This is a genomic window from Vreelandella sp. EE27 (assembly GCF_968206495.1).
Genome location: NZ_OZ309109.1, coordinates 1,808,173 through 1,825,488, shown reverse-complemented (window position 1 = coordinate 1,825,488; position 17,316 = coordinate 1,808,173). Strand labels below are relative to the sequence as shown.

At 58.3% G+C, this 17,316-nt stretch carries 17 protein-coding genes; 6 read left to right on the top strand and 11 right to left on the bottom strand.

The window, feature by feature from the left end; all coding sequences use genetic code 11:
- Positions 1-2 precede the first annotated feature (2 nt).
- The 4 genes from ACWHVV_RS08800 to ACWHVV_RS08785 form a co-directional block, all read right to left on the bottom strand.
- On the bottom strand, positions 3-596 hold the full coding sequence (locus ACWHVV_RS08800; protein WP_447528703.1) for a LemA family protein: 594 nt from the start codon (positions 594-596) through the stop codon (positions 3-5).
- A 100-nt stretch (positions 597-696) separates the two neighbouring features.
- Entirely contained in the window at positions 697-1,395 is a 699-nt protein-coding gene (locus ACWHVV_RS08795) for a DUF3592 domain-containing protein (protein ID WP_447928991.1), read from the bottom strand.
- A 96-nt stretch (positions 1,396-1,491) separates the two neighbouring features.
- Complete coding sequence (locus ACWHVV_RS08790) at positions 1,492-2,811, bottom strand: DUF945 family protein (RefSeq protein WP_447928990.1); 1,320 nt, start codon at positions 2,809-2,811, stop codon at positions 1,492-1,494.
- Positions 2,812-2,853: 42 nt separating this feature from the next.
- Positions 2,854-3,288 carry a DUF2784 domain-containing protein gene (locus tag ACWHVV_RS08785; RefSeq protein ID WP_447928989.1) on the bottom strand — a complete coding sequence of 145 codons (435 nt, stop codon included), beginning with the start codon at positions 3,286-3,288 and terminating at the stop codon, positions 2,854-2,856.
- A gap of 405 nt (positions 3,289-3,693) precedes the next feature.
- Between ACWHVV_RS08785 and ACWHVV_RS08780 the strand changes: the two genes are divergently transcribed.
- Positions 3,694-5,121: a YfcC family protein gene (locus ACWHVV_RS08780; protein ID WP_447928988.1), complete on the top strand. Its 1,428-nt coding sequence runs from the start codon at positions 3,694-3,696 to the stop codon at positions 5,119-5,121.
- A 32-nt stretch (positions 5,122-5,153) separates the two neighbouring features.
- Here the strand turns inward: ACWHVV_RS08780 and ACWHVV_RS08775 are convergent, their stop codons facing one another.
- Positions 5,154-6,077 carry a LysR family transcriptional regulator gene (locus ACWHVV_RS08775; protein ID WP_447928987.1) on the bottom strand — a complete coding sequence of 308 codons (924 nt, stop codon included), beginning with the start codon at positions 6,075-6,077 and terminating at the stop codon, positions 5,154-5,156.
- Positions 6,078-6,235: 158 nt separating this feature from the next.
- On the opposite strand from ACWHVV_RS08775, the gene ACWHVV_RS08770 reads away from it, so the two are divergent.
- The 4 genes from ACWHVV_RS08770 to ACWHVV_RS08755 all read left to right on the top strand — a co-directional run bounded on the left by ACWHVV_RS08770 (position 6,236) and on the right by ACWHVV_RS08755 (position 10,650).
- On the top strand, positions 6,236-7,699 hold the full coding sequence (locus ACWHVV_RS08770) for a M20 family metallopeptidase (protein WP_447928986.1): 1,464 nt from the start codon (positions 6,236-6,238) through the stop codon (positions 7,697-7,699).
- Positions 7,696-8,529 carry a tryptophan 2,3-dioxygenase gene (gene kynA / locus ACWHVV_RS08765; protein WP_447928985.1) on the top strand — a complete coding sequence of 278 codons (834 nt, stop codon included), beginning with the start codon at positions 7,696-7,698 and terminating at the stop codon, positions 8,527-8,529. The genes ACWHVV_RS08770 and kynA overlap by 4 nt, the downstream gene beginning before the upstream one ends.
- A 105-nt stretch (positions 8,530-8,634) precedes the next feature.
- The gene (gene kynU / locus ACWHVV_RS08760) at positions 8,635-9,879 is read left to right on the top strand and encodes a kynureninase (RefSeq protein ID WP_447928984.1); all 1,245 of its coding nucleotides are present in this window, start codon (positions 8,635-8,637) and stop codon (positions 9,877-9,879) included.
- 9 nt (positions 9,880-9,888) lie between these two features.
- On the top strand, positions 9,889-10,650 hold the full coding sequence (locus ACWHVV_RS08755) for an alpha/beta hydrolase (RefSeq protein WP_447928983.1): 762 nt from the start codon (positions 9,889-9,891) through the stop codon (positions 10,648-10,650).
- Positions 10,651-10,677: 27 nt separating this feature from the next.
- On the opposite strand, the gene ACWHVV_RS08750 is transcribed toward ACWHVV_RS08755, so the two are convergent.
- The 5 genes from ACWHVV_RS08750 to ACWHVV_RS08730 all read right to left on the bottom strand — a co-directional run bounded on the left by ACWHVV_RS08750 (position 10,678) and on the right by ACWHVV_RS08730 (position 14,459).
- Entirely contained in the window at positions 10,678-11,301 is a 624-nt protein-coding gene (locus tag ACWHVV_RS08750; protein WP_447928982.1) for an NUDIX hydrolase, read from the bottom strand.
- An 85-nt stretch (positions 11,302-11,386) separates the two neighbouring features.
- Entirely contained in the window at positions 11,387-11,626 is a 240-nt protein-coding gene (locus tag ACWHVV_RS08745) for a hypothetical protein (RefSeq protein WP_447928981.1), read from the bottom strand.
- A gap of 78 nt (positions 11,627-11,704) precedes the next feature.
- Positions 11,705-13,015, bottom strand: a complete 1,311-nt coding sequence (locus ACWHVV_RS08740; protein ID WP_447928980.1) for a S8 family serine peptidase — start codon at positions 13,013-13,015, stop codon at positions 11,705-11,707.
- 225 nt (positions 13,016-13,240) lie between these two features.
- The gene (locus ACWHVV_RS08735) at positions 13,241-13,609 is read right to left on the bottom strand and encodes a DoxX family protein (RefSeq protein ID WP_447928979.1); all 369 of its coding nucleotides are present in this window, start codon (positions 13,607-13,609) and stop codon (positions 13,241-13,243) included.
- A gap of 154 nt (positions 13,610-13,763) precedes the next feature.
- Positions 13,764-14,459 (bottom strand): aspartate/glutamate racemase family protein, encoded by a 696-nt coding sequence (locus ACWHVV_RS08730; RefSeq protein WP_447928978.1) that lies wholly within the window; start codon positions 14,457-14,459, stop codon positions 13,764-13,766.
- A gap of 562 nt (positions 14,460-15,021) precedes the next feature.
- On the opposite strand from ACWHVV_RS08730, the gene ACWHVV_RS08725 reads away from it, so the two are divergent.
- Positions 15,022-16,335 carry a methyl-accepting chemotaxis protein gene (locus ACWHVV_RS08725; protein WP_447928977.1) on the top strand — a complete coding sequence of 438 codons (1,314 nt, stop codon included), beginning with the start codon at positions 15,022-15,024 and terminating at the stop codon, positions 16,333-16,335.
- 85 nt (positions 16,336-16,420) lie between these two features.
- On the opposite strand, the gene ACWHVV_RS08720 is transcribed toward ACWHVV_RS08725, so the two are convergent.
- On the bottom strand, positions 16,421-17,107 hold the full coding sequence (locus tag ACWHVV_RS08720; protein WP_447928976.1) for a hypothetical protein: 687 nt from the start codon (positions 17,105-17,107) through the stop codon (positions 16,421-16,423).
- Between the last annotated feature and the right edge of the window lie 209 nt (positions 17,108-17,316).

The window sequence follows — 17,316 nt, the reverse complement described above, 5'->3', positions numbered from 1 at the left end:
CCTTAAAACGATACCTCGGGCGCGGACTGGATCTGCGCGCTGTCCTCGAACTCCAAAAATGCGGCGTCCTCGCCGTGGCCGACCATCGGTGCTATCGCGACCGGCGGGAAGCTTTGGCGGTAGGTGTTGTAGCTCATGACGGCATCGTTGAACGACTGGCGGGCAAAGGCGACCTTGTTCTCGGTACTAGTGAGTTCTTCCGAGAGCTGCTGCATGTTCTGGGAGGCTTTCAAGTCCGGGTAGGCTTCCATCACCACGTTGAGCCGACCCATCGCCTGGGTAAGCGCCCCTTCCGCGCCGCCAAGCTCGGCCATGGCTTTTTTGCTTCCCGGGTTGGCCGCCGCCGCCTGGAGCCCGGACGCCGCCGAGTTGCGCGCCTGGATGACCGCTTCCAAGGTCTCACGTTCGTGGGACAGGTAACCTTTCGCGGTTTCCACCAGGTTGGGGATTAGGTCGTGGCGACGTTTGAGCTGTACTTCGATTTGCGCAAAGCCGTTTTGAAAGCGATTGCGCAGCGAGACGAGCTTGTTATAAACACTGATAGTGTAAAAGACGATGATCGCGATAATCGCCGCGATAATGAGAGTGGCTACCATGAGGGATCCTTGTCTTGGTCGATTGAAACGAAGCGGCAAGACGACGCCGAAACGCGACGTTTGCATGCCAAAAGAGCTGCTCGGTCATTGCATCATCGCACTACTTGGCAAGCGCGGGTAAAAAACTTAAATCCATATAATAGTTTTTGGGATTGTCCTGCTCGATGTATACCGCCACGGTATCGGTGCTGATATACATGGAGGGGTCGAACCAGATATTGGCGCTTTTGAACACGTGTACCTGCATGGTCGCCGGGTTCAGCCATTGAGACACCACCTGGTAGGGGTTCTTGCCGTTAACGGAAAGACCGGTATTGCGCTCGACGCCCTGAAAAGTGGACTCGATACGCAGGCCGGTTTCCATGAGGGCCTTGTCATTACGGGCGTTGAAGCCCGGCACTACAAACATCGCCAGGCCGCTCAAAAAGAAGGCGGCGCCCAGGCCACCAAGGATCAACGGTGCCCCCCAGGCCGAGAAAAAGCCGGTCAACCGCGCATCCACCGGGTTGGCCGGGTCATACAGCACCTCGACACGCTCCCCCGGGGAATAGCCTGGCGGATTACTGCCCGCCGGCGAGACGAACTCCACCGGCGCGCCGCCCTCGGCGGTAAACTCGACCACCGGGCGGTAGGTAACGGAATCCTCAGAGCGAGTCCTGATCAGCTCGGTGACCGTACCCTGCGCGCTCGCGGCCTGGTCGAGAAACGCCGCCGAACTCTGATAAAGGAAAAAAGCCCCCACCAACAAGCCCAGGCCCACCACGAGCGACAGATATTTTGCGATGGCAACAGCACGCATTTTTCATTCCTTGAAAATGTTAAATGAAGCGTTCAAACGCCCGGCGCCAGCGTACTGGCACCGGGCCCTTCGGTGATACGAGGCCAGCTCGTTTGGCTACATCAACGTCTCGCCGTTGAGAGTGACCTCGCCGCGCTCGACCGTAAGCGTCTGCTGCTCGAGCCCCGGGTCGAGCATGAAACTAAACGGCATGGGGATTAGCATCATGGCCTCTTCAGGAGGGGTACTCACGCTAACGCTCATGTAAAGGCGGTCGAAAAGCTGCTCGAGGGCTTGCGCCTCGGTTAGCGTATCGGCTCCCTCGTCTACCGCCGCCGGCAAAGCCAAATCGCGATCCCACACCGCGCTATAAAGCGCCTGTTTGGAAAGGCCCTCGCCATCGAAGCGTATCTGCGCCGTCAGGCGGGGTTTGAAATCCAGGCCCATTTCCGGCAGCACGATATGGGCTTCGAGCGGGTCGATGGCCAGGGTCGGGCTTTTATTCAAAATCTCATAGCCGCCTTCGATGGCGCCAATCAGGTGTTCGCGGTAGCGCGCTTCGTCCACGGCGCCTGGGTCCTCCTCCCGCGTCTGCTGCATCTGCTCCAAGGGCAAGTAGGCTTTTGAGAAGTCCTGCAGGCCCTGCATGTCCAGATTTTCCGCGGGCATATTGAGCGAGAAACGGCCCATGGATGTGTCGTCGACGCCCATATCGTCCACCGTCAAATAAGCGCTTTGGTTCATCAAGGAGGTATCATCGATACGCTCGTTGACCGCCTCGAACTCGACATCCGCCATATAAAGCGTCACCCCTTGGGTCAGTAGTTCAAGGCGCGGTATGTGAAGGCGCTGGCGAAGGACTCCCTCCTCACTCTCTCGCGCGTCCATCGTAGCGCTTGGCGAGATTAGTCGGTAGGTCATCTCTGTGGGCGGGTCAGTCAACAGGATGTCGTCGCTTCGAAGGTCGAAACGCCAGCGCTGCTCGTCATTGAAGGATAAATCCATGACCGCGCCATTGATCTCGCCGTCGGCCTGCAGAAGACCAAGCGTATCGGCGCTCAGTTGCCCTTCTACGCCGCTTAGTGAGGCCACCATATCGATGTCGATGACGCCGCTGAACAGTGCTTCGTTGGGCAGAATGGTGCCGGTCACCGGGCTTTGGAAAACGCCGTGATCGACCAGTAGATCGACATCGGCGGTCACGCCCTCGTAAGCCACCATCTCGAGCGTCGCCGTGGCGCGGGTATCGAACAAAGACTTGTCGATGTGAACATCGGTGACGCGCCAGGAGGGCGAGGCATCGAGTCTTGTAAAGGCCTGCTCAAGCGATTTCTCTACTTCGCTGCCCACGAATGCCTGAGCGCCCAGATAACCGCCCACCCCCACCACGACGACCGCGCCTGCGACAATCCCTACCGTTTTCGAACTTACGGCCATAGCCAGGTCCTTTCATATGTATTAATAAAGGTTAAGCTTAAATTAACAATGATTATTATTACAATCCTGGCGTGTGCCGGCGGTTTTTCTTTTAGGCGGTACGGCCCACCAGCTTGCCAGCACCAGCGCGCCGAAAACCGAGTACACCAATCCAAAGACCCAGGCCGGCGCAGTGTAGTAAATAAGGCTTTGCAGCCAGTGCTGAATAAAAGCGCCCGCGTAGGTGGCTTGGCCCGCTTCAAAGCGTAGCGCCATTTCCAGCCGGGTAAGCGGGCAAATGAGGCCAAGCCAGGCCTGAACGACCACGTAGCCAATCGCGCCCAGGTGTACTAGCCGGAACCTGCGATTGCGCACCCAGCGCCAGCCCAACAAACGCCCGAGGTAAACGGCCAGTATGCCGCCCACCACGAACGCAACGAACAGTACGTGAACGATGAGTACGGCATCAGCCAGTAAAAGATAAACGGAAGACGACATAGCGAGCCTTTATAGCCTACGGTTGAGCACCCTAACGCCAGGTGTGTTTTGAGACGCCTAAAGCGCTTTGAGGTTTCACCTCGAAGGGGCGAGCGCTAACGGCGCCGTTTTAAGACATCTGGCTTGCATAAAATAGAAAGCAGACTTGCAAAATACACAATTGCCGCCCTTTGGCTTACCTGGTAGCTTGATTTTCGGCAACCTGCGGCGCAACTGCCCGCCACTTAACGCCCTTTTGGATAAACCGCACGTCAAGGGCTACCCCTTTTAGCGTCTCGTCTGCTGGCCTTTTTGGCGACCTGCGCAGATCTGATGCCAAGTAGTTGCCCTTTATGTGTCGTGATAATTAAAAACCCTGAAGCATGCCTGCACACTAAAACCATAACGCTGGAAGCGGAGAGATCGATGAAAGAGACGTTGCGTTCGACCGAGGCAAGCGCCAGGGGCAAGAAAAAACGCGCCATGCCGGATGTGTTCATCATTTTGTTTGGCTTTATGGTGCTGGTGCTCCTCGCCTCTTACGTGGTGCCGGCCGGTACCTATGAAAGAACCGTCGAAAACGGCCTGACCCAGGTCGATACCGAAAGCTTTCGCTATATCAGTGCCGATTCGCTGAACGTAATGGACCTGTTCACCGCCATGCATAACGGGCTGGTCGCGGCTTCCACGCTGGTCTTTCTGATCTTGATCGTGGGTGGCGTACTGAAGGTGATCGAATCGACCGGGGCGATCAGCGCGGGTATACATCGGCTGATCGCGCTGGCCAGGGGGCGCCAGAACGTGTTGATTTTCATCTTCTGCGCGACCTTCGCAACGCTTGCCTCGGTAGGTGTAGGCGCCAACCTGGCTATCGCTTTCATCCCCATCGGGCTCTACCTGGCCCGCTCGATGAACCTCGACCCCGTGGTTGGCGTGGCGATCATCTTTTTGGGCTCCTACGCAGGCTTTGGCGCTGGCGTTTTCGATCCCACCGTGACGGTGACCGGCCAAACCATTGCCGAGCTTCCGCTGTTTTCCGGTGTCCTCTACCGCGGGGCGATTTTCGTGGTCTTTTTGGGCGTGACCGCCGTCTATATCTGCCGCTATGCCAGGCGCATCAAGACAGACCCAAAGGCAAGCGTCATGGGCGCGTCGTTCATCGAAGAGACCCAGGATGGGCAGCAGCCGACCGAAGCCACCACCTTTACGTTGACCCACAAGCTGGTGCTGGCGCTTTTCGTATTCGGCTTCGGTTTCTTTATTTATGGGGCGTTCAATCACGGCTGGAGCATTCCCCAGCTCTCCGCCACCTTTCTGATGATGGGCGTACTCACCGCGGTGATCGCAAAAATCTCACCCAACGCCTTTATCAAGCGGTTGATGGCCGGCGCCGGCGAAGTACTGTACGGCGCGCTGGTGGTCGGGGTGGCCGCGGCAGTGATCGTGCTACTTAGACAGGCCGAGTTGATCGATACCATCGTCCATAGCGTGGCGACCTCGCTGCATGGCCACGACAAGATCGTGGCGATGGAACTGCTCTATGGCTTCAACCTGCTGTTCAACGGCCTGATTACCTCGGGCACCGGCCAGGCCGCGATCGTGATGCCGATCATGGTGCCCATCGGCGACATGCTCGAAGTGACCCGCCAGGCCACGTTCATCACCTTCAAGCTGGGCGATGCGGTCACCAATATCGTCACGCCGCTTTCCGGCACCTTGATGGCGTGTTTGGCGATCGGCCGCGTCTCCTACGTGGAATGGTTCAGGTTCGTACTGCCGCTGGTGTCGCTTTGGGTCCTGATCGGGGCGCTCTTCGTGGGCGTGGCCGTGGCCATCGACTACGGCCCGTTTTAACGCAAGCGCTTGCCTCCCCTGAAACACCTTCGTCAGCCAAGCCCCGACGAAGGTGTTTCCCCCGCCTTTGCAAGTTGCTCTTCCAAACACCGTAAAAACGTTTCGATGTGCTCCGGAAGCTGGCGCTCGGCCATGACCTGCACCTGAAGGCTTCGCTGTGAAAGCTGGGGTTCCTCGAACGGCCTTAGCACCAAGCCCTCCTCCTGGGTTCGGCCACTGACCGACACCGCACTGCAAAGCCCGATCATGCTCGGATGTTCGCTAACCACCGTGTAGGTGACCCCCAGGGTATTACAGGCAACGCTTGGGTGAAGTTTGACGCCGGACAAGCTGCACGCGACGTCGAACAGGTGGCGCACCGTCGAACCTGTGACCGACATGGTCAGCGGGTAGTCGCGCAAATCCTTTACCTGGAGCGAAGCCTTCTGTGCCAGGGGGTGTTGGGCCGACATCAGCGCGCTAATCGCCGCGCTGTGACTCGATACCACCTGCACACCAATATCCACCGACAGGCTGAAGGTCAGCGCGATATCCACGCTGCCTTGCTTGACCAGCTCCGAGGCGCGCGCGGACCCCACCACCTGAAGGTCGAAGCCGATCTCGGGATGCTCGCCGATAAAGCGCGCAATCACGCTGGGCAGAAAGTGCCACGCCATGCCGTCCGGACAGGCCACGCTAATCGTTTGGCGCTGGCGGGTGGTGGCGCTATGCATCTCGTCGACCACGCTTTCGAGCTCCAACTGATTACGCAGCGCGTAAGCCTGAAGCAGCTTCCCCGCTTCGGTGAGCGCCATCCCCCGGGGCTGGCGGATAAAGAGCTTTAGCTCCAGGCGCTGCTCCAGGTTGGTAATCTGACGGCTGACCGCCGATACCGCCACGTGCAGCTCCTCCGCCGCCGCGGAAAGCGAGCCGGTTTTAGCCACGCTTTGAAAGTAGCGTAAGTTGAGTTCCAGCATGGCCACTCCTGGGTCATCGCCCATCAAGAGAAAACGCCTGGCAAGGCGCTAGCGGTTTCTAATTAAAATAAACATAACTTGATATATTAATAATTGTGGCAAACCGGAGCAAGCACTAGGCTTCTCGTACTTACTTGCCCCTTTAGCCGAGGCCCGCCATGACGACTGCGTACTCGAACGAGCAACCGACTGCCAAAACGAGCGCCCGCTCGACCCGGCAAGATGCCATCAAGCTGGCCCTGGAAGAGCTCTCGAACGGCAACTTTTACAAAACCCTGGCGCGGCGGGTCGCCATGCGCACGGTGAGCCAGAACGCCGAGTGCAAAAAGATGCTCGAGCGCTACCTCGATACCGAGATCGAACCCTTCTTGAGCGGGCTTGGCTTCACCTGCCGCGTGATCGATAACCCCCAAGAGGGCATGCCGCCGCTGCTGATCGGCGAGCGTATCGAGGATGTATCGCTCTCGACGCTTCTGCTCTACGGGCACGGCGATGTGACTGACGGCCAGGAAACGCAGTGGTCCAGCGACATCGACCCCTGGGCGCTGACGTTCATCGATGGCCACATTTATGGCCGCGGCTCGGCGGACAACAAGGGCCAGCATAGCGTCAACCTGACCGCACTTGAAGCAACCCTCAAGGCGCGGGAAGGCAAGCTTGGTTACAACGTCAAAATACTCTTCGAGATGAGCGAAGAGATCGGCTCGCCGGGGCTCGAGGAGACCTGCCGCCTTTACCGTGACGCGCTCAAGTCGGACCTTTTTCTCGCCTCGGACGGCCCGCGTATTCGCGACGACATGCCCACACTCTTTCTGGGCTCACGCGGGGTGCTCCAGTTCAAGCTGTCGCTCAACACCGGCAATGGTGGGCGCCACTCGGGCAACTGGGGCGGGGTCATCACCAACCCCGCGGTGGTGCTGAGTAACGCCCTGGCCACGCTTGTATCACAAAAGGGCGAAGTGCTCGCCAACTTCATGAAAGCGCCGGCCATCACCGATGGCGTGGGCAAGTTGATCCGCCATTTGCCGGTCGGCGGCGGCGCCCTCGACCCCGTTATCAACCCCTGCTGGGGTGAACGCGCGCTCAGCGGCGGCGAGCGCCTTTACGGCGCCAACACGCTGGAGATTTTAGGGCTGAGCGCCGGGCGTACGGACAAGCCGGTAGGCGCGATTCCGGAACTCGCCGAGGCGGTGTTACAACTGCGCTTTGTGAAAGGCACCGACTGGAAAGCGATCGAAGCCCGTCTACGCCAGCACCTGGACATGCACGGATTCGAAGAAGTGGCCCTCGAAATGCTTGGAGGTTACGCCGCCACGCGCCTGGACGCCGACCACCCCTGGGTCGGCTTCGTCGCCAAATCCGCCGAGCAGACCTTGAACGAGCCCATCCATATTCTTCCCAACCTGGGCGGCACCATTCCCAACCACTGCTTTGCCGACGTGCTAACGCTGCCCACGGTATGGCTACCCCACTCCTACCCTTCCTGCAATCAGCACGCGCCGAACGAGCACCTGCTGGAAACCATCGTCGAGCAAGGGCTCAAAATGGCCGTGGGGGTCTTTTGGGATTTGGGCGAACCCGAGGCGCAACCACTCACCGCAGCCAAGGCGACAACCTCATGACCACGTCTAAAAACGCCGTCGATAACGAAGCCATTCACTGGGACCAAGACATAAGCTACGGCCAGTATCTGGACCTGGAAACGCTGCTGGCCTGCCAAACCCCGGCATCCGATGAGCACGACGAGCTGCTGTTCATCGTGATTCACCAGGTGTCCGAGCTCTGGATCAAGCTTTGCCTGCACGAAGCCCAGGGCGCCGCGGCGCACATCGCCCAGGACAATCTATCCCCCGCTTTCAAAATGCTCAGCCGCGTCGCGCGTATTCAAGAGCAACTGATCAAGGCCTGGGAAGTGCTGGTCACCATGACCCCGGCGGACTACGCGAGTTTTCGCGACAGCCTCGGCCAAAGCTCCGGGTTTCAGTCCTACCAGTACCGTGAAATCGAATTCTTGCTGGGCAACAAGAACGCCAAAATGATCGAGGCGCACCGCGCCAGACCCCAACACTACCAAAAGCTGCAGGACGCGCTTCACGCGCCGAGCATTTACGATGTCGTTTTGCAGCTTTTAGCGCGGCGCGGCTTCGCCATACCGGCGGATAAAATCGAGCGTGACTGGAGCGAGCCCTACCAGGCGAGCCCGGATGTCGAAAAAGTCTGGACCGAGATCTATCGCCAAAGCGAGCAGTATTGGGACCTTTACGAGCTGGCCGAAAAGCTGGTGGACGTAGAATTCAACTTTCAGCGCTGGCGCTTCAACCATATGAAAACCGTGGAGCGCATCATCGGCTACCGGCGCGGTACCGGCGGCACTGCAGGCGTCAATTATCTCGTCAAGGCACTGGATTTGCAGTTCTTCCCCGAGCTTTGGAGCGTTAGAACCACGATCTGACTCCGAAGGCGAAAGCCTTGATAGAAACGCCATTCGATTTAGGCTCTGTCTGAAAAGTGCCTGCGCTCGTCGACTTTTCAGACAGACCCTAGCAGGAGATGTGTCATGAGTGATAGCTATAACGGTGTAAGCCTGCAAAGTGTACGAGAGCGCGACCGCAACGACCCCTTGGCCGCCTTCAAGGGGCACTTCGCCCTGCCCGAGGGCATGCTGTACCTTGACGGTAACTCGCTGGGCGCCCAGCCCCAGGCGGCCAGAAAAGCCGTGGACGACACGCTCGATCAATGGCGCGACGAGCTGATCAAGGGCTGGAACCAGGGGTGGTTCGACGCTCCGGAGCGCCTGGGTAACCTACTGGCCCCGGTCATCGGCGCCAGCCAAAATGAAGTGATCGTCACCGACAACATCACGCTCAATATTTTCAAATTGCTGGGCTATATCACAAGGCAAGCCCCGGCGACACGCCAGGCGGTGCTTTCCGAGGAGAGCAACTTCCCGGCCGACGGCTACATCGCCCAGGGGTTTTGCCAGGTGAGTGGCCTCGAGCACCGCTTTCTACCCGAAGATGCGGACCTTGCCGAGCACCTCGAGGGGGTGGCGGTGGTCGTACTCAGCCAGGCGAACTACCGTACCGGCAAGCTACGCGACATGGCCGCTACGACGAAGCTCATCCACGCCCAGGGCGCCGAGGTCATCTGGGATCTCGCCCACTCCGCCGGGGCCTTACCCGTCGAGCTCAACGAGGCCGGTGCGCGCTTCGCGGTTGGCTGTACCTACAAGTACTTGAATGGCGGCCCGGGCGCGCCGGCCTTCGTTTACGTTAGAAGCGACGTTCAAAACGGCGGCTGGCAGCCGCTTTCCGGCTGGCACGGCCATGCAGCGCCCTTCAAGTTCGCAACCGACTACACCCCCGCCGGGGACATATCGCGCTTTCGTACCGGCACCCACTCAGCCCTGGCCTATTCGGCGCTCGAGGCCTCGCTGGCGCTTTGGAATGAGGTCGACATGCAGGCTCTGCGCGAAAAAAGCCTCGCGATGTCGGATCTGTTCCGCGAATGCCTGGGCGATCTTTTTAAAACCCACGGCATCGATGACATTACCCCCGAGGCCGCAAGCCGGGGCAGCCAGGTCTCGTTGATCGATACTGAAAACGGCTACGCCATCGTGCAGGCGCTCATTGCCCGCGGCGTGATCGGCGACTACCGCGAGCCCGGCCTGATGCGCTTTGGCTTCACCCCGCTTTACCTTAGCTATGAAGACGTATGGCAAGCCGCCGGCCAGTTTCGCGACGTGGTCGAAAGCGGTGAGTACAAGGACCCGCAGTTTCACGTGCGCGGCGCCGTTACCTGAGAGATCGAGATGAGTAAGACACGCCAGGATACTGCCTATTCCCCGAGCCACTTCGCGCGGGATTTCGAAGCCACCCTCGCCCGTCAGGCCGTCGCCGGGCGCGAGCTCGCCGCCCATCACCGCCCGGTGACGATCAGCCCAGGCAATTCCCCTGCGCCATGTTTCAACCTTTTTCTCCCCCAGGGCGAAGGCCCCTGGCCGTTGATGGTATTCATCCACGGTGGCTACTGGCAGGAACTCGACAACACGGCCACGGACTTTCTCGCCCGCCGTTACCTGGCCCGGGGCATGGCGTTTGCCTCGATCAGCTATGAGTTGGCCCCCGGCGCCACTATCGAGGCGATGATCGAGCAGTGCATTCAAGGCCTGGAGGCAGCGTATCGAGGGCTTGCAGAAAACGGCGGGACCTGGTCGATCACCCTGGGCGGGCACAGCGCTGGCGCCCAACTGGCTTATTGGGTGGCCGCCCGCAGCGGCGTTCCCATCGATGAGCTGGTACTGGTCAGCGGCGTTTTTGATCTGACACCGTTGGTCGATACCTACGTGAACGCCGCGCTTGGCCTGAGCCACGCCCAGGCGCGGGCGCTCAGCCCTCAGTTCGGCCCGCTAAGCGGGCTACCGCCCTGCCAGGTGGTGGTTGCCGAAAACGACCCGCCCACCTTTCATCAGCAGGCCGCGAATTTCGCCGCCGCGTTGAAGGCGGCGGGCGTAGAGGTCACGCGAAACGATATCGCCGGGTGCGATCACTTCGACGTATTGGAAAAACTTTAAGACCAACGCCAGGAATGGGCGCGTGGATCAGTCACTGTAGATCCCCGGCGCGCCGGATTCGGCAAACGCCCAGCACTCATGAATATCGGTGGGCAAGGTGCGCCCTTCGGAAAGCGGCGGCAAATCATCGAGAGGGAAAAACGCCGCCGCGTCGGTTTCGTTATTGGCCACGAATGCGCCGCCTTCTAACGTGCATACGTAGAACAGCTTATAGATGTGATCCGGCGAGTAGTAAGCGTAGGGGTGCAGGCTTCGATCCTTGAGCATGGCAAGACGCGGGTTGCTCGCCCGGTGCCCGGACTCCTCGAAGATCTCCTTGAGCACGCCTTCGCTCGGGCCTTCGTTGACATCCGCCCAGCCGCCGGGCAGCGTCCAAAGGCCATCCTTGATTTCGCGCACCAGCAACACCCGGCCTTTTTCATCGAACACCGCGCCGCGCACGTCCACTTTGAGCGTGGCGTAGCCCTTGTCCGGGATGATCAGGTTTTCGATCTTCTCGACGGGCACATCGCCCAGGACGGCAAACATCTGGTTGGTCAGCGTCTCGAGCTGGCGGTAGCGCTCCAGCTCGTACTTGTTGGTGGTGTAGGTCTGCCCGGTCTGGGCGATCGAGCGAAGGGACTTGGCGAAAGCGAGCCAGTCGTGGGTCATGGCGGTCATCCGTGTCTGTCTGACGTGTCTGTCTGCAAAATAGCATGCCATCAGTCTAGCGGGTTACGTCTCGGCCGAGGCATTTTCACCAGGTCTGGTCGGCGTCCGGCGGGCCGATATTCAGCGGCGTATCCGGGGCGATATCGATCACGCCTTCCAGGCAGCGAATACGCTCCGCCGCGGCGCTGTCCGCCTCGCCGGTGATACAGCCGATTGCGTCCAATTGCTCCTTGATTCGAAGCCCCTGTTCTTGCAAATGTGTCGCCATATCGCTCATCGAATACTCACTCGACAGCGTAACGATCCAGAACTCGACTTTTTGCATCGTGACCTCCCGGCACTACGTAAGCGGCCGCGCCGAGCGCGGCCGCCGTGGCTCTTGTATTCGTCATTATCTTCGCATTCAGGGCGCCTGCACCAGCCCCGCGCCAACGTAAGCCTCCGAGCCAGACAAACGCCGCGCCGAGGCGACCAGCCGCTGCCATAGCTCGGTTCCGCGCAGCGAGGCATCCGACTGCGCCCAAAGCGCGGCGCAGCCCGCCACGTGGGGCGTGGCCATACTGGTGCCGCTGATGGTGCGGTAATTCTGGGGCCTTGGCCAGGCGGAGAACACGTCCCGCCCCGGGGCGGCAATCTCTACCTTACCAAAGTTAGAAAAGTTGGAACGAGCGAGGTTCGGGTCCAGCGAGGCCACCGACATGATGGTCGGCGAATTGGCCGGGGAGCCGGTACGCGCCCCTTCGTTACCGGACGCGGCAATGGGCAGGCAGCCACTCTGTAGCGCGGCTTGCCCGGCACGGGTGAACGCCGTTTGCACCGGGCTTTGACCGCCCAGCGACATGGAGATCACCTCGCAGCGGTTGGCGACCGCCCAGTTCATCCCCGAGAGCACGCTCCCTCCGGCGCTGCCCCCGGAGTTGGTCAGCACCTTGCCGGCGTAGATCTCGGCGGCCGAGGCCACACCATAAGCGGGTGTACGTCCATTCATCGCGCGGGGCCCGCAGGCGGTGCCGATACAGTGCGTGCCGTGGCCGTGAAGATCCTGCACGGGTTCACCGACGAAGGAGCGCCCGAACATCGAACGGCCCGCAAAATCCGGATGCCCTGGGTCGATGCCGGTATCGAGCACCGCCACCTTGATGCCGGCACCGGTCCAGGCGCTCTGGGGCACGCGACACTGTGCCAGCCCCCAAGTGACTTCATCGGCGCTTGGCTCGAAGGGCTGGCTGCCCCGTTCGTCGAGCTGGCCCAGGTCCTCGGCGATGGCATTGGCCGCGCGTAGAAAGCCCCGCAGATACTCGGCGCTTTCCGAAAACGTGAAGTACTCCGGTTCGATTGATGCGATGGCGCTCTGGGCGAACAGCTTGTCGTCACTGCGCATCTCCCGCAGCTCTAGAGCATCGCCACCCAATAGCGCCACGCCCAGCTCGGGAAACACCATCACTTCCGCATCCCCCGCCTCTTCCAGGTTGGCCACCTGTTCACTGAAATCCCGCGCATCGGCCACGCGAAACTGCTGATCCTTCAGCACCTTGATTCCTTCATCCAGCATCCCCTCGCGGTAGCTCACCAGGTACCGGCCGGTTTCCAGACAATTGCCGCCTCGCTCGAGGGCGGCCATCAGCAGCCGTTCCGACCCGCAAGCGATCGATTTTATCGGTGCATTCGCGTTAGTGGATTTCCCGCCGCCGTTACCTTTCGATTTCGTCGCCATGGTGATGTCCTCCTGATTGCACTTTGCTGGAGGGCGACCCGAGGGCCACGGGCCGCCTGAAGAGGCCGATCAAGGTTCCAGAAAGCTGCGTAAGGGCTGGAAGCGATGAAATGCCTCATGCTTTCAGCCTAATGCATGTGTCTGATGATGCCAGGACCTTTTAATTTGCGCTCATAACCTAACGGTCATTCATATTTCGAAATACGCAATGAAAAAAGACGCCCTTCAATTGGCGCTCTTTCGGCGGATGGCCCACCAGACGAAGCCGATGAACAGCGCCTGCAGCGGCAAGCGAAAATACAAAAGCCACAGGGGAATGGCCGGAAACTGCTCGGGGTGTAGCGCCATTTGTACATTGGCGGGGAAGACCGCCACCATCAACGCGATTAGCCCCCACCCTGCCAGCCGCCGGGTTCGGGGAAGCAAAATGCCGATGCTGCCCATAAGCTCGAACGCGCCGCTAATCAAGACCAGCTCGCGGTGATAGCCCAGATAACCCGGCATGGCCTGCACGAAAAAATCGGTCAGCGCGAAATGCGCGACGCCGCCGAGAACGAAGAACAGGGAGATGATAATAATAGGGATGGCAGGCATGAGCGGCTCTGTGGGTCAATCCGTTCGTGAGTCGATATCTTCGAGGACGGCCACCCGCTACCGATCAAGCGGGCATAAACACCCTCACCACCACGTCAATTTATAATTATAGCACTCCACTTTGCCCCCCCCTTAGAACCTTTTAAGGACGATACTAATTAAGTGCTCTTTCCACTATTTCACGGCAATGAATTTCCGTCGTTGAAAACAAAGGAACCCCCTTGTGTTCTGAATCAGTTATTAGCAAAGGAATTTCAGTACAACCCAAAATTACACCTTGCGCCTCTTGCGCAATCAATTCTTCTATGACGGATAAAAAGCCATGCCTTGTTGCTTCACTGAAGTCATTTAATACCAATTCTGATACGATTTTCTGATGAACGTAGTTTCTAGAGGCTTGCTCAGGCACTATGGCTTCGATGCCAAAGTTTTGAAGGGCACCTTTATAGAACTCTGTTTCCATGGTTTTTTGTACGCCCATAAGACCCACACGATCCAAGCCCATTTTTTGAATGGATTTAGCAGTTGCATCTCTAATATCCACCAATTCAACATCATACCTGGCTTTTATAGAACACATAAAACGATGCAACCCATTCGCGCATAACGCGACTACCTCTGCGCCTCCAGAAACAAGTACTTCTACAGCGTCGAGAATCATTTTCTCGCACAACTTTTCTGTCGGGTCGCTACTTTGATTTTCGAGGAACAATCCCTCGTCAAGGCTTTCGATTAAAAGGTGGGCACTTTTATGGCCACCACATTCTTGATGGGTCAAAACATTTATATGTTTGTAATACTCGAGTGTAGACACCCAGCCTAGCCCACCCACTAATCCAATTTTCTTCAACTCACATACTCCTTTTTTTTAAACCCTATTGCCTACGGTGAAAAAGCCTCAAAGATATCAGACTGCCCAATATTTTATCCAGTAAACGTGCTTGCACGTTTAACAGAAAAATACTGCCTATAAAATCCACCCTGATTGTTGGGCATTACTGATTTGAAACTTCAAATTGACTGCGTACGCATAATTCACGTAGCCGCTGCATTTGCCAGCACACCCGGCTCAAGGCGGAGATGGGCTTCATGTCGACACCGCCTTTACGATCCACGATGTTCACGCTTATCGGGTTGCCCTGCCCTATAAACGATTATTTTACTCAGTAAATTAGCAAATGGTGATAGGCCATGTCATCAGCCAGTTAAGCATTCACCGAACTGGCTTCACCGTTGCCTTCATTTCCAGCCGACAATCACGACAGAGTTGGCTATCTCGTTCTCCTACCGGCATGAATGCCATAGGGTGGACTGTAAACCTTAAATTACTCGACAACGCTTTTTTAACGAGCGGATTCAAGAGCCGATTCGACTTGCCGATAGCTACTGTTATCGTTGATTGGAGTCCTTTGATGTTTAATCTTCTGTTCAAGAAAAAAACCAAGAACCCGCGCGGAGGATGGGCTGCGCTTCGCCAGCTACATGATCAGATGGAACGGGGTACGCTTTCCATCACGCTGGATGCCGACCTGGCTATCTCTGGGCTAAACCAAGGGTTTGTCGATGCCCTTGGTTACCCGCGAGAGCAAGTTCTGGGGCGGCCGATGACGGATTTTTTGCCCTCCTACGTCGCGGAGCTTTCCTGCTTTCGCGCTTTCAAACAAGCCATCTCGGTGCTCGCTCCGGTCAACGACAACTACCGCTACTTGCGAGCCGATGGCTCCCTGATTTGGCTGAATATCGACTGGCTACCGGTACGCGGTGCCGGCGGTAAGCTCGCTTATGTGCAAGGTTACGGCCGCGACGTCACCCAGAAGGTAGAAGGCGCCAAAGAGAGCGAGTCGTTCATTGCCGCGCTGATCCGCTCCACCGCGGTCATCCAGTTCAAGCTCGATGGCACCATCATCACCGCCAACGATCAGTTCCTGCAGGCCATGGGGTACCCGCTCGAACAGATAGTCGGCCAGCACCACCGTATGTTCTGCACCAAAGAAGAAGTTGGCTCGCCGGAGTACGCGGCGTTCTGGGACAAACTCAACAGCGGTGAGTATGTCGCCGACCGCTTCAAGCGGATCGACAGCCGAGGGAGCGAAGTGTGGCTGAGGGCCACTTATAACCCGGTTTACAACGCGGAAGGCCACCTCTGCAAGGTGGTGAAATTCGCCACCGTCATCACCGATCAAATGGCGCAGGAAGCCCAGGTACGCGAAGGCGCCAGCCTGGCGTTCGAGATATCTCAACGAACGGATGAGAGCGCCGATAAAGGCGCAACCGTGATCCAGCAAACCGTCGAAACCATGCGCCATATCACCACGGAAATGCAGACAGCGTCAGATAGCATCGAAGCGCTGGATAAACAGTCCCTACAGATCAACGCCATTGTACAAACCATTGGCGGAATCGCGGTACAAACGAACATGCTGGCGATCAACGCTGCCATCGAAGCCGCCAAGGCCGGCGAGCAGGGGCGCGGGTTCGCAGTAGTGGCCGATGCGGTGCGAAAGCTTGCGGCCAGTACCAGCGCAGCCACCGTGGAGATTACCCAAGTCGTTCAGAAGAATCAGACGCTCTCGCATGATGTCATGCGCCAGGTTTTCAGCACCCGGGAAGAAGCCGAACAAGGACTGGAACTGGCAAGCCAAGCGGGTACGGTGATTCTGGAGATTCAGGAAGGCGCTAAACAGGTCGTCGATGCCGTACAGCGGTTTTCCAACGATTTGCAGTAGCGCTTGGGGTGATTACTTTTCACCCTCAGACGCTTTTTACTTTCTCGAGTGGCGACCTCCCCGTTCAATGAACGGGGAGAGACGTTCAGCGCGCGGCGTTGCCCATCACCCGAAGCGCGTTAATTTCGATAACGAGCGCTTCGCGGGTTCTGTCCAACGCACTTACCTCTTCAAGCACGGCGTCGCGCCGATCATTGGCCTCATCGACCTCAGCGTTTAACGCCTCAAGCTCCGATTCGGCCTGTTCGCGGGCCTCTTCAGCCTCCTGGCGGGATTGACGTGCATCGTCCCGGGCAGCTTCTGCCTGCTGGATCTCGTTTTCACGCTCGGTGGTGGTCTCTTCGAGTTCCTCGAGACGGCGCTGCCTTTCGTCGATCTGCTCGTTGAGCGTCGTCAGTTCTTCTTCACGGCTTTCACGCTCTCCCTGCAAGGCGCTCAAATCTTCTTCGGCATTGGCGATGTCCGCTCGCGTCGAAGCCAGCGCCGCTTGCGCTTCGCTCTGCTCGGCCTCGAGAGCGTTCCTTCGCTGCTGCAAGGTGGCAAGGTCCAGCTCCGCGGCCTCCACCTCTGACATCTGAGCCTGAACCTGTTGATGCTCACGCTCTGTTTCGGCCAATCTCGCTTCAAGCGCGTCGTTCGTCTCCCCTCGCGAGTTGGCAATGAAGTGCGCCACGACGGCCCAGACGACCGCCACCATCAGGAGTACCAAAAGCACCTTTACCCGGTTATCACTCAGAAATCCTGTCGATGATGATTTATTTTTCCCTGTCATTGGTGCATCCCTCTCACTCGATCTATCGCTCATTATCGTTACCACGGCTATACATCGGTAACTCGTGATCTTACCCCTTGTAAATATGGAGGAAAGTTTCCGTTTCGGCCAGCGAAGAACTGACACGCCGCCACTGAACATGGCGCTACTGACGGCAGCGCTTCGGGCAAGCGTTGGGTATGTCAAATTTGGCCGAGGTCGATCGCGGC

Excerpts from the sequence above, each read along its gene's own strand:
- ACWHVV_RS08800 (WP_447528703.1), bottom strand. The coding sequence starts at position 596 with ATGGTAGCCACTCTCATTATCGCGGCGATTATCGCGATCATCGTCTTT.
- ACWHVV_RS08795 (WP_447928991.1), bottom strand. The coding sequence starts at position 1,395 with ATGCGTGCTGTTGCCATCGCAAAATATCTGTCGCTCGTGGTGGGCCTG.
- ACWHVV_RS08790 (WP_447928990.1), bottom strand. The coding sequence starts at position 2,811 with ATGGCCGTAAGTTCGAAAACGGTAGGGATTGTCGCAGGCGCGGTCGTC.
- ACWHVV_RS08785 (WP_447928989.1), bottom strand. The coding sequence starts at position 3,288 with ATGTCGTCTTCCGTTTATCTTTTACTGGCTGATGCCGTACTCATCGTT.
- ACWHVV_RS08780 (WP_447928988.1), top strand. The coding sequence starts at position 3,694 with ATGAAAGAGACGTTGCGTTCGACCGAGGCAAGCGCCAGGGGCAAGAAA.
- ACWHVV_RS08775 (WP_447928987.1), bottom strand. The coding sequence starts at position 6,077 with ATGCTGGAACTCAACTTACGCTACTTTCAAAGCGTGGCTAAAACCGGC.
- ACWHVV_RS08770 (WP_447928986.1), top strand. The coding sequence starts at position 6,236 with ATGACGACTGCGTACTCGAACGAGCAACCGACTGCCAAAACGAGCGCC.
- kynA (WP_447928985.1), top strand. The coding sequence starts at position 7,696 with ATGACCACGTCTAAAAACGCCGTCGATAACGAAGCCATTCACTGGGAC.
- kynU (WP_447928984.1), top strand. The coding sequence starts at position 8,635 with ATGAGTGATAGCTATAACGGTGTAAGCCTGCAAAGTGTACGAGAGCGC.
- ACWHVV_RS08755 (WP_447928983.1), top strand. The coding sequence starts at position 9,889 with ATGAGTAAGACACGCCAGGATACTGCCTATTCCCCGAGCCACTTCGCG.
- ACWHVV_RS08750 (WP_447928982.1), bottom strand. The coding sequence starts at position 11,301 with ATGACCCACGACTGGCTCGCTTTCGCCAAGTCCCTTCGCTCGATCGCC.
- ACWHVV_RS08745 (WP_447928981.1), bottom strand. The coding sequence starts at position 11,626 with ATGCAAAAAGTCGAGTTCTGGATCGTTACGCTGTCGAGTGAGTATTCG.
- ACWHVV_RS08740 (WP_447928980.1), bottom strand. The coding sequence starts at position 13,015 with ATGGCGACGAAATCGAAAGGTAACGGCGGCGGGAAATCCACTAACGCG.
- ACWHVV_RS08735 (WP_447928979.1), bottom strand. The coding sequence starts at position 13,609 with ATGCCTGCCATCCCTATTATTATCATCTCCCTGTTCTTCGTTCTCGGC.
- ACWHVV_RS08725 (WP_447928977.1), top strand. The coding sequence starts at position 15,022 with ATGTTTAATCTTCTGTTCAAGAAAAAAACCAAGAACCCGCGCGGAGGA.
- ACWHVV_RS08720 (WP_447928976.1), bottom strand. The coding sequence starts at position 17,107 with ATGACAGGGAAAAATAAATCATCATCGACAGGATTTCTGAGTGATAAC.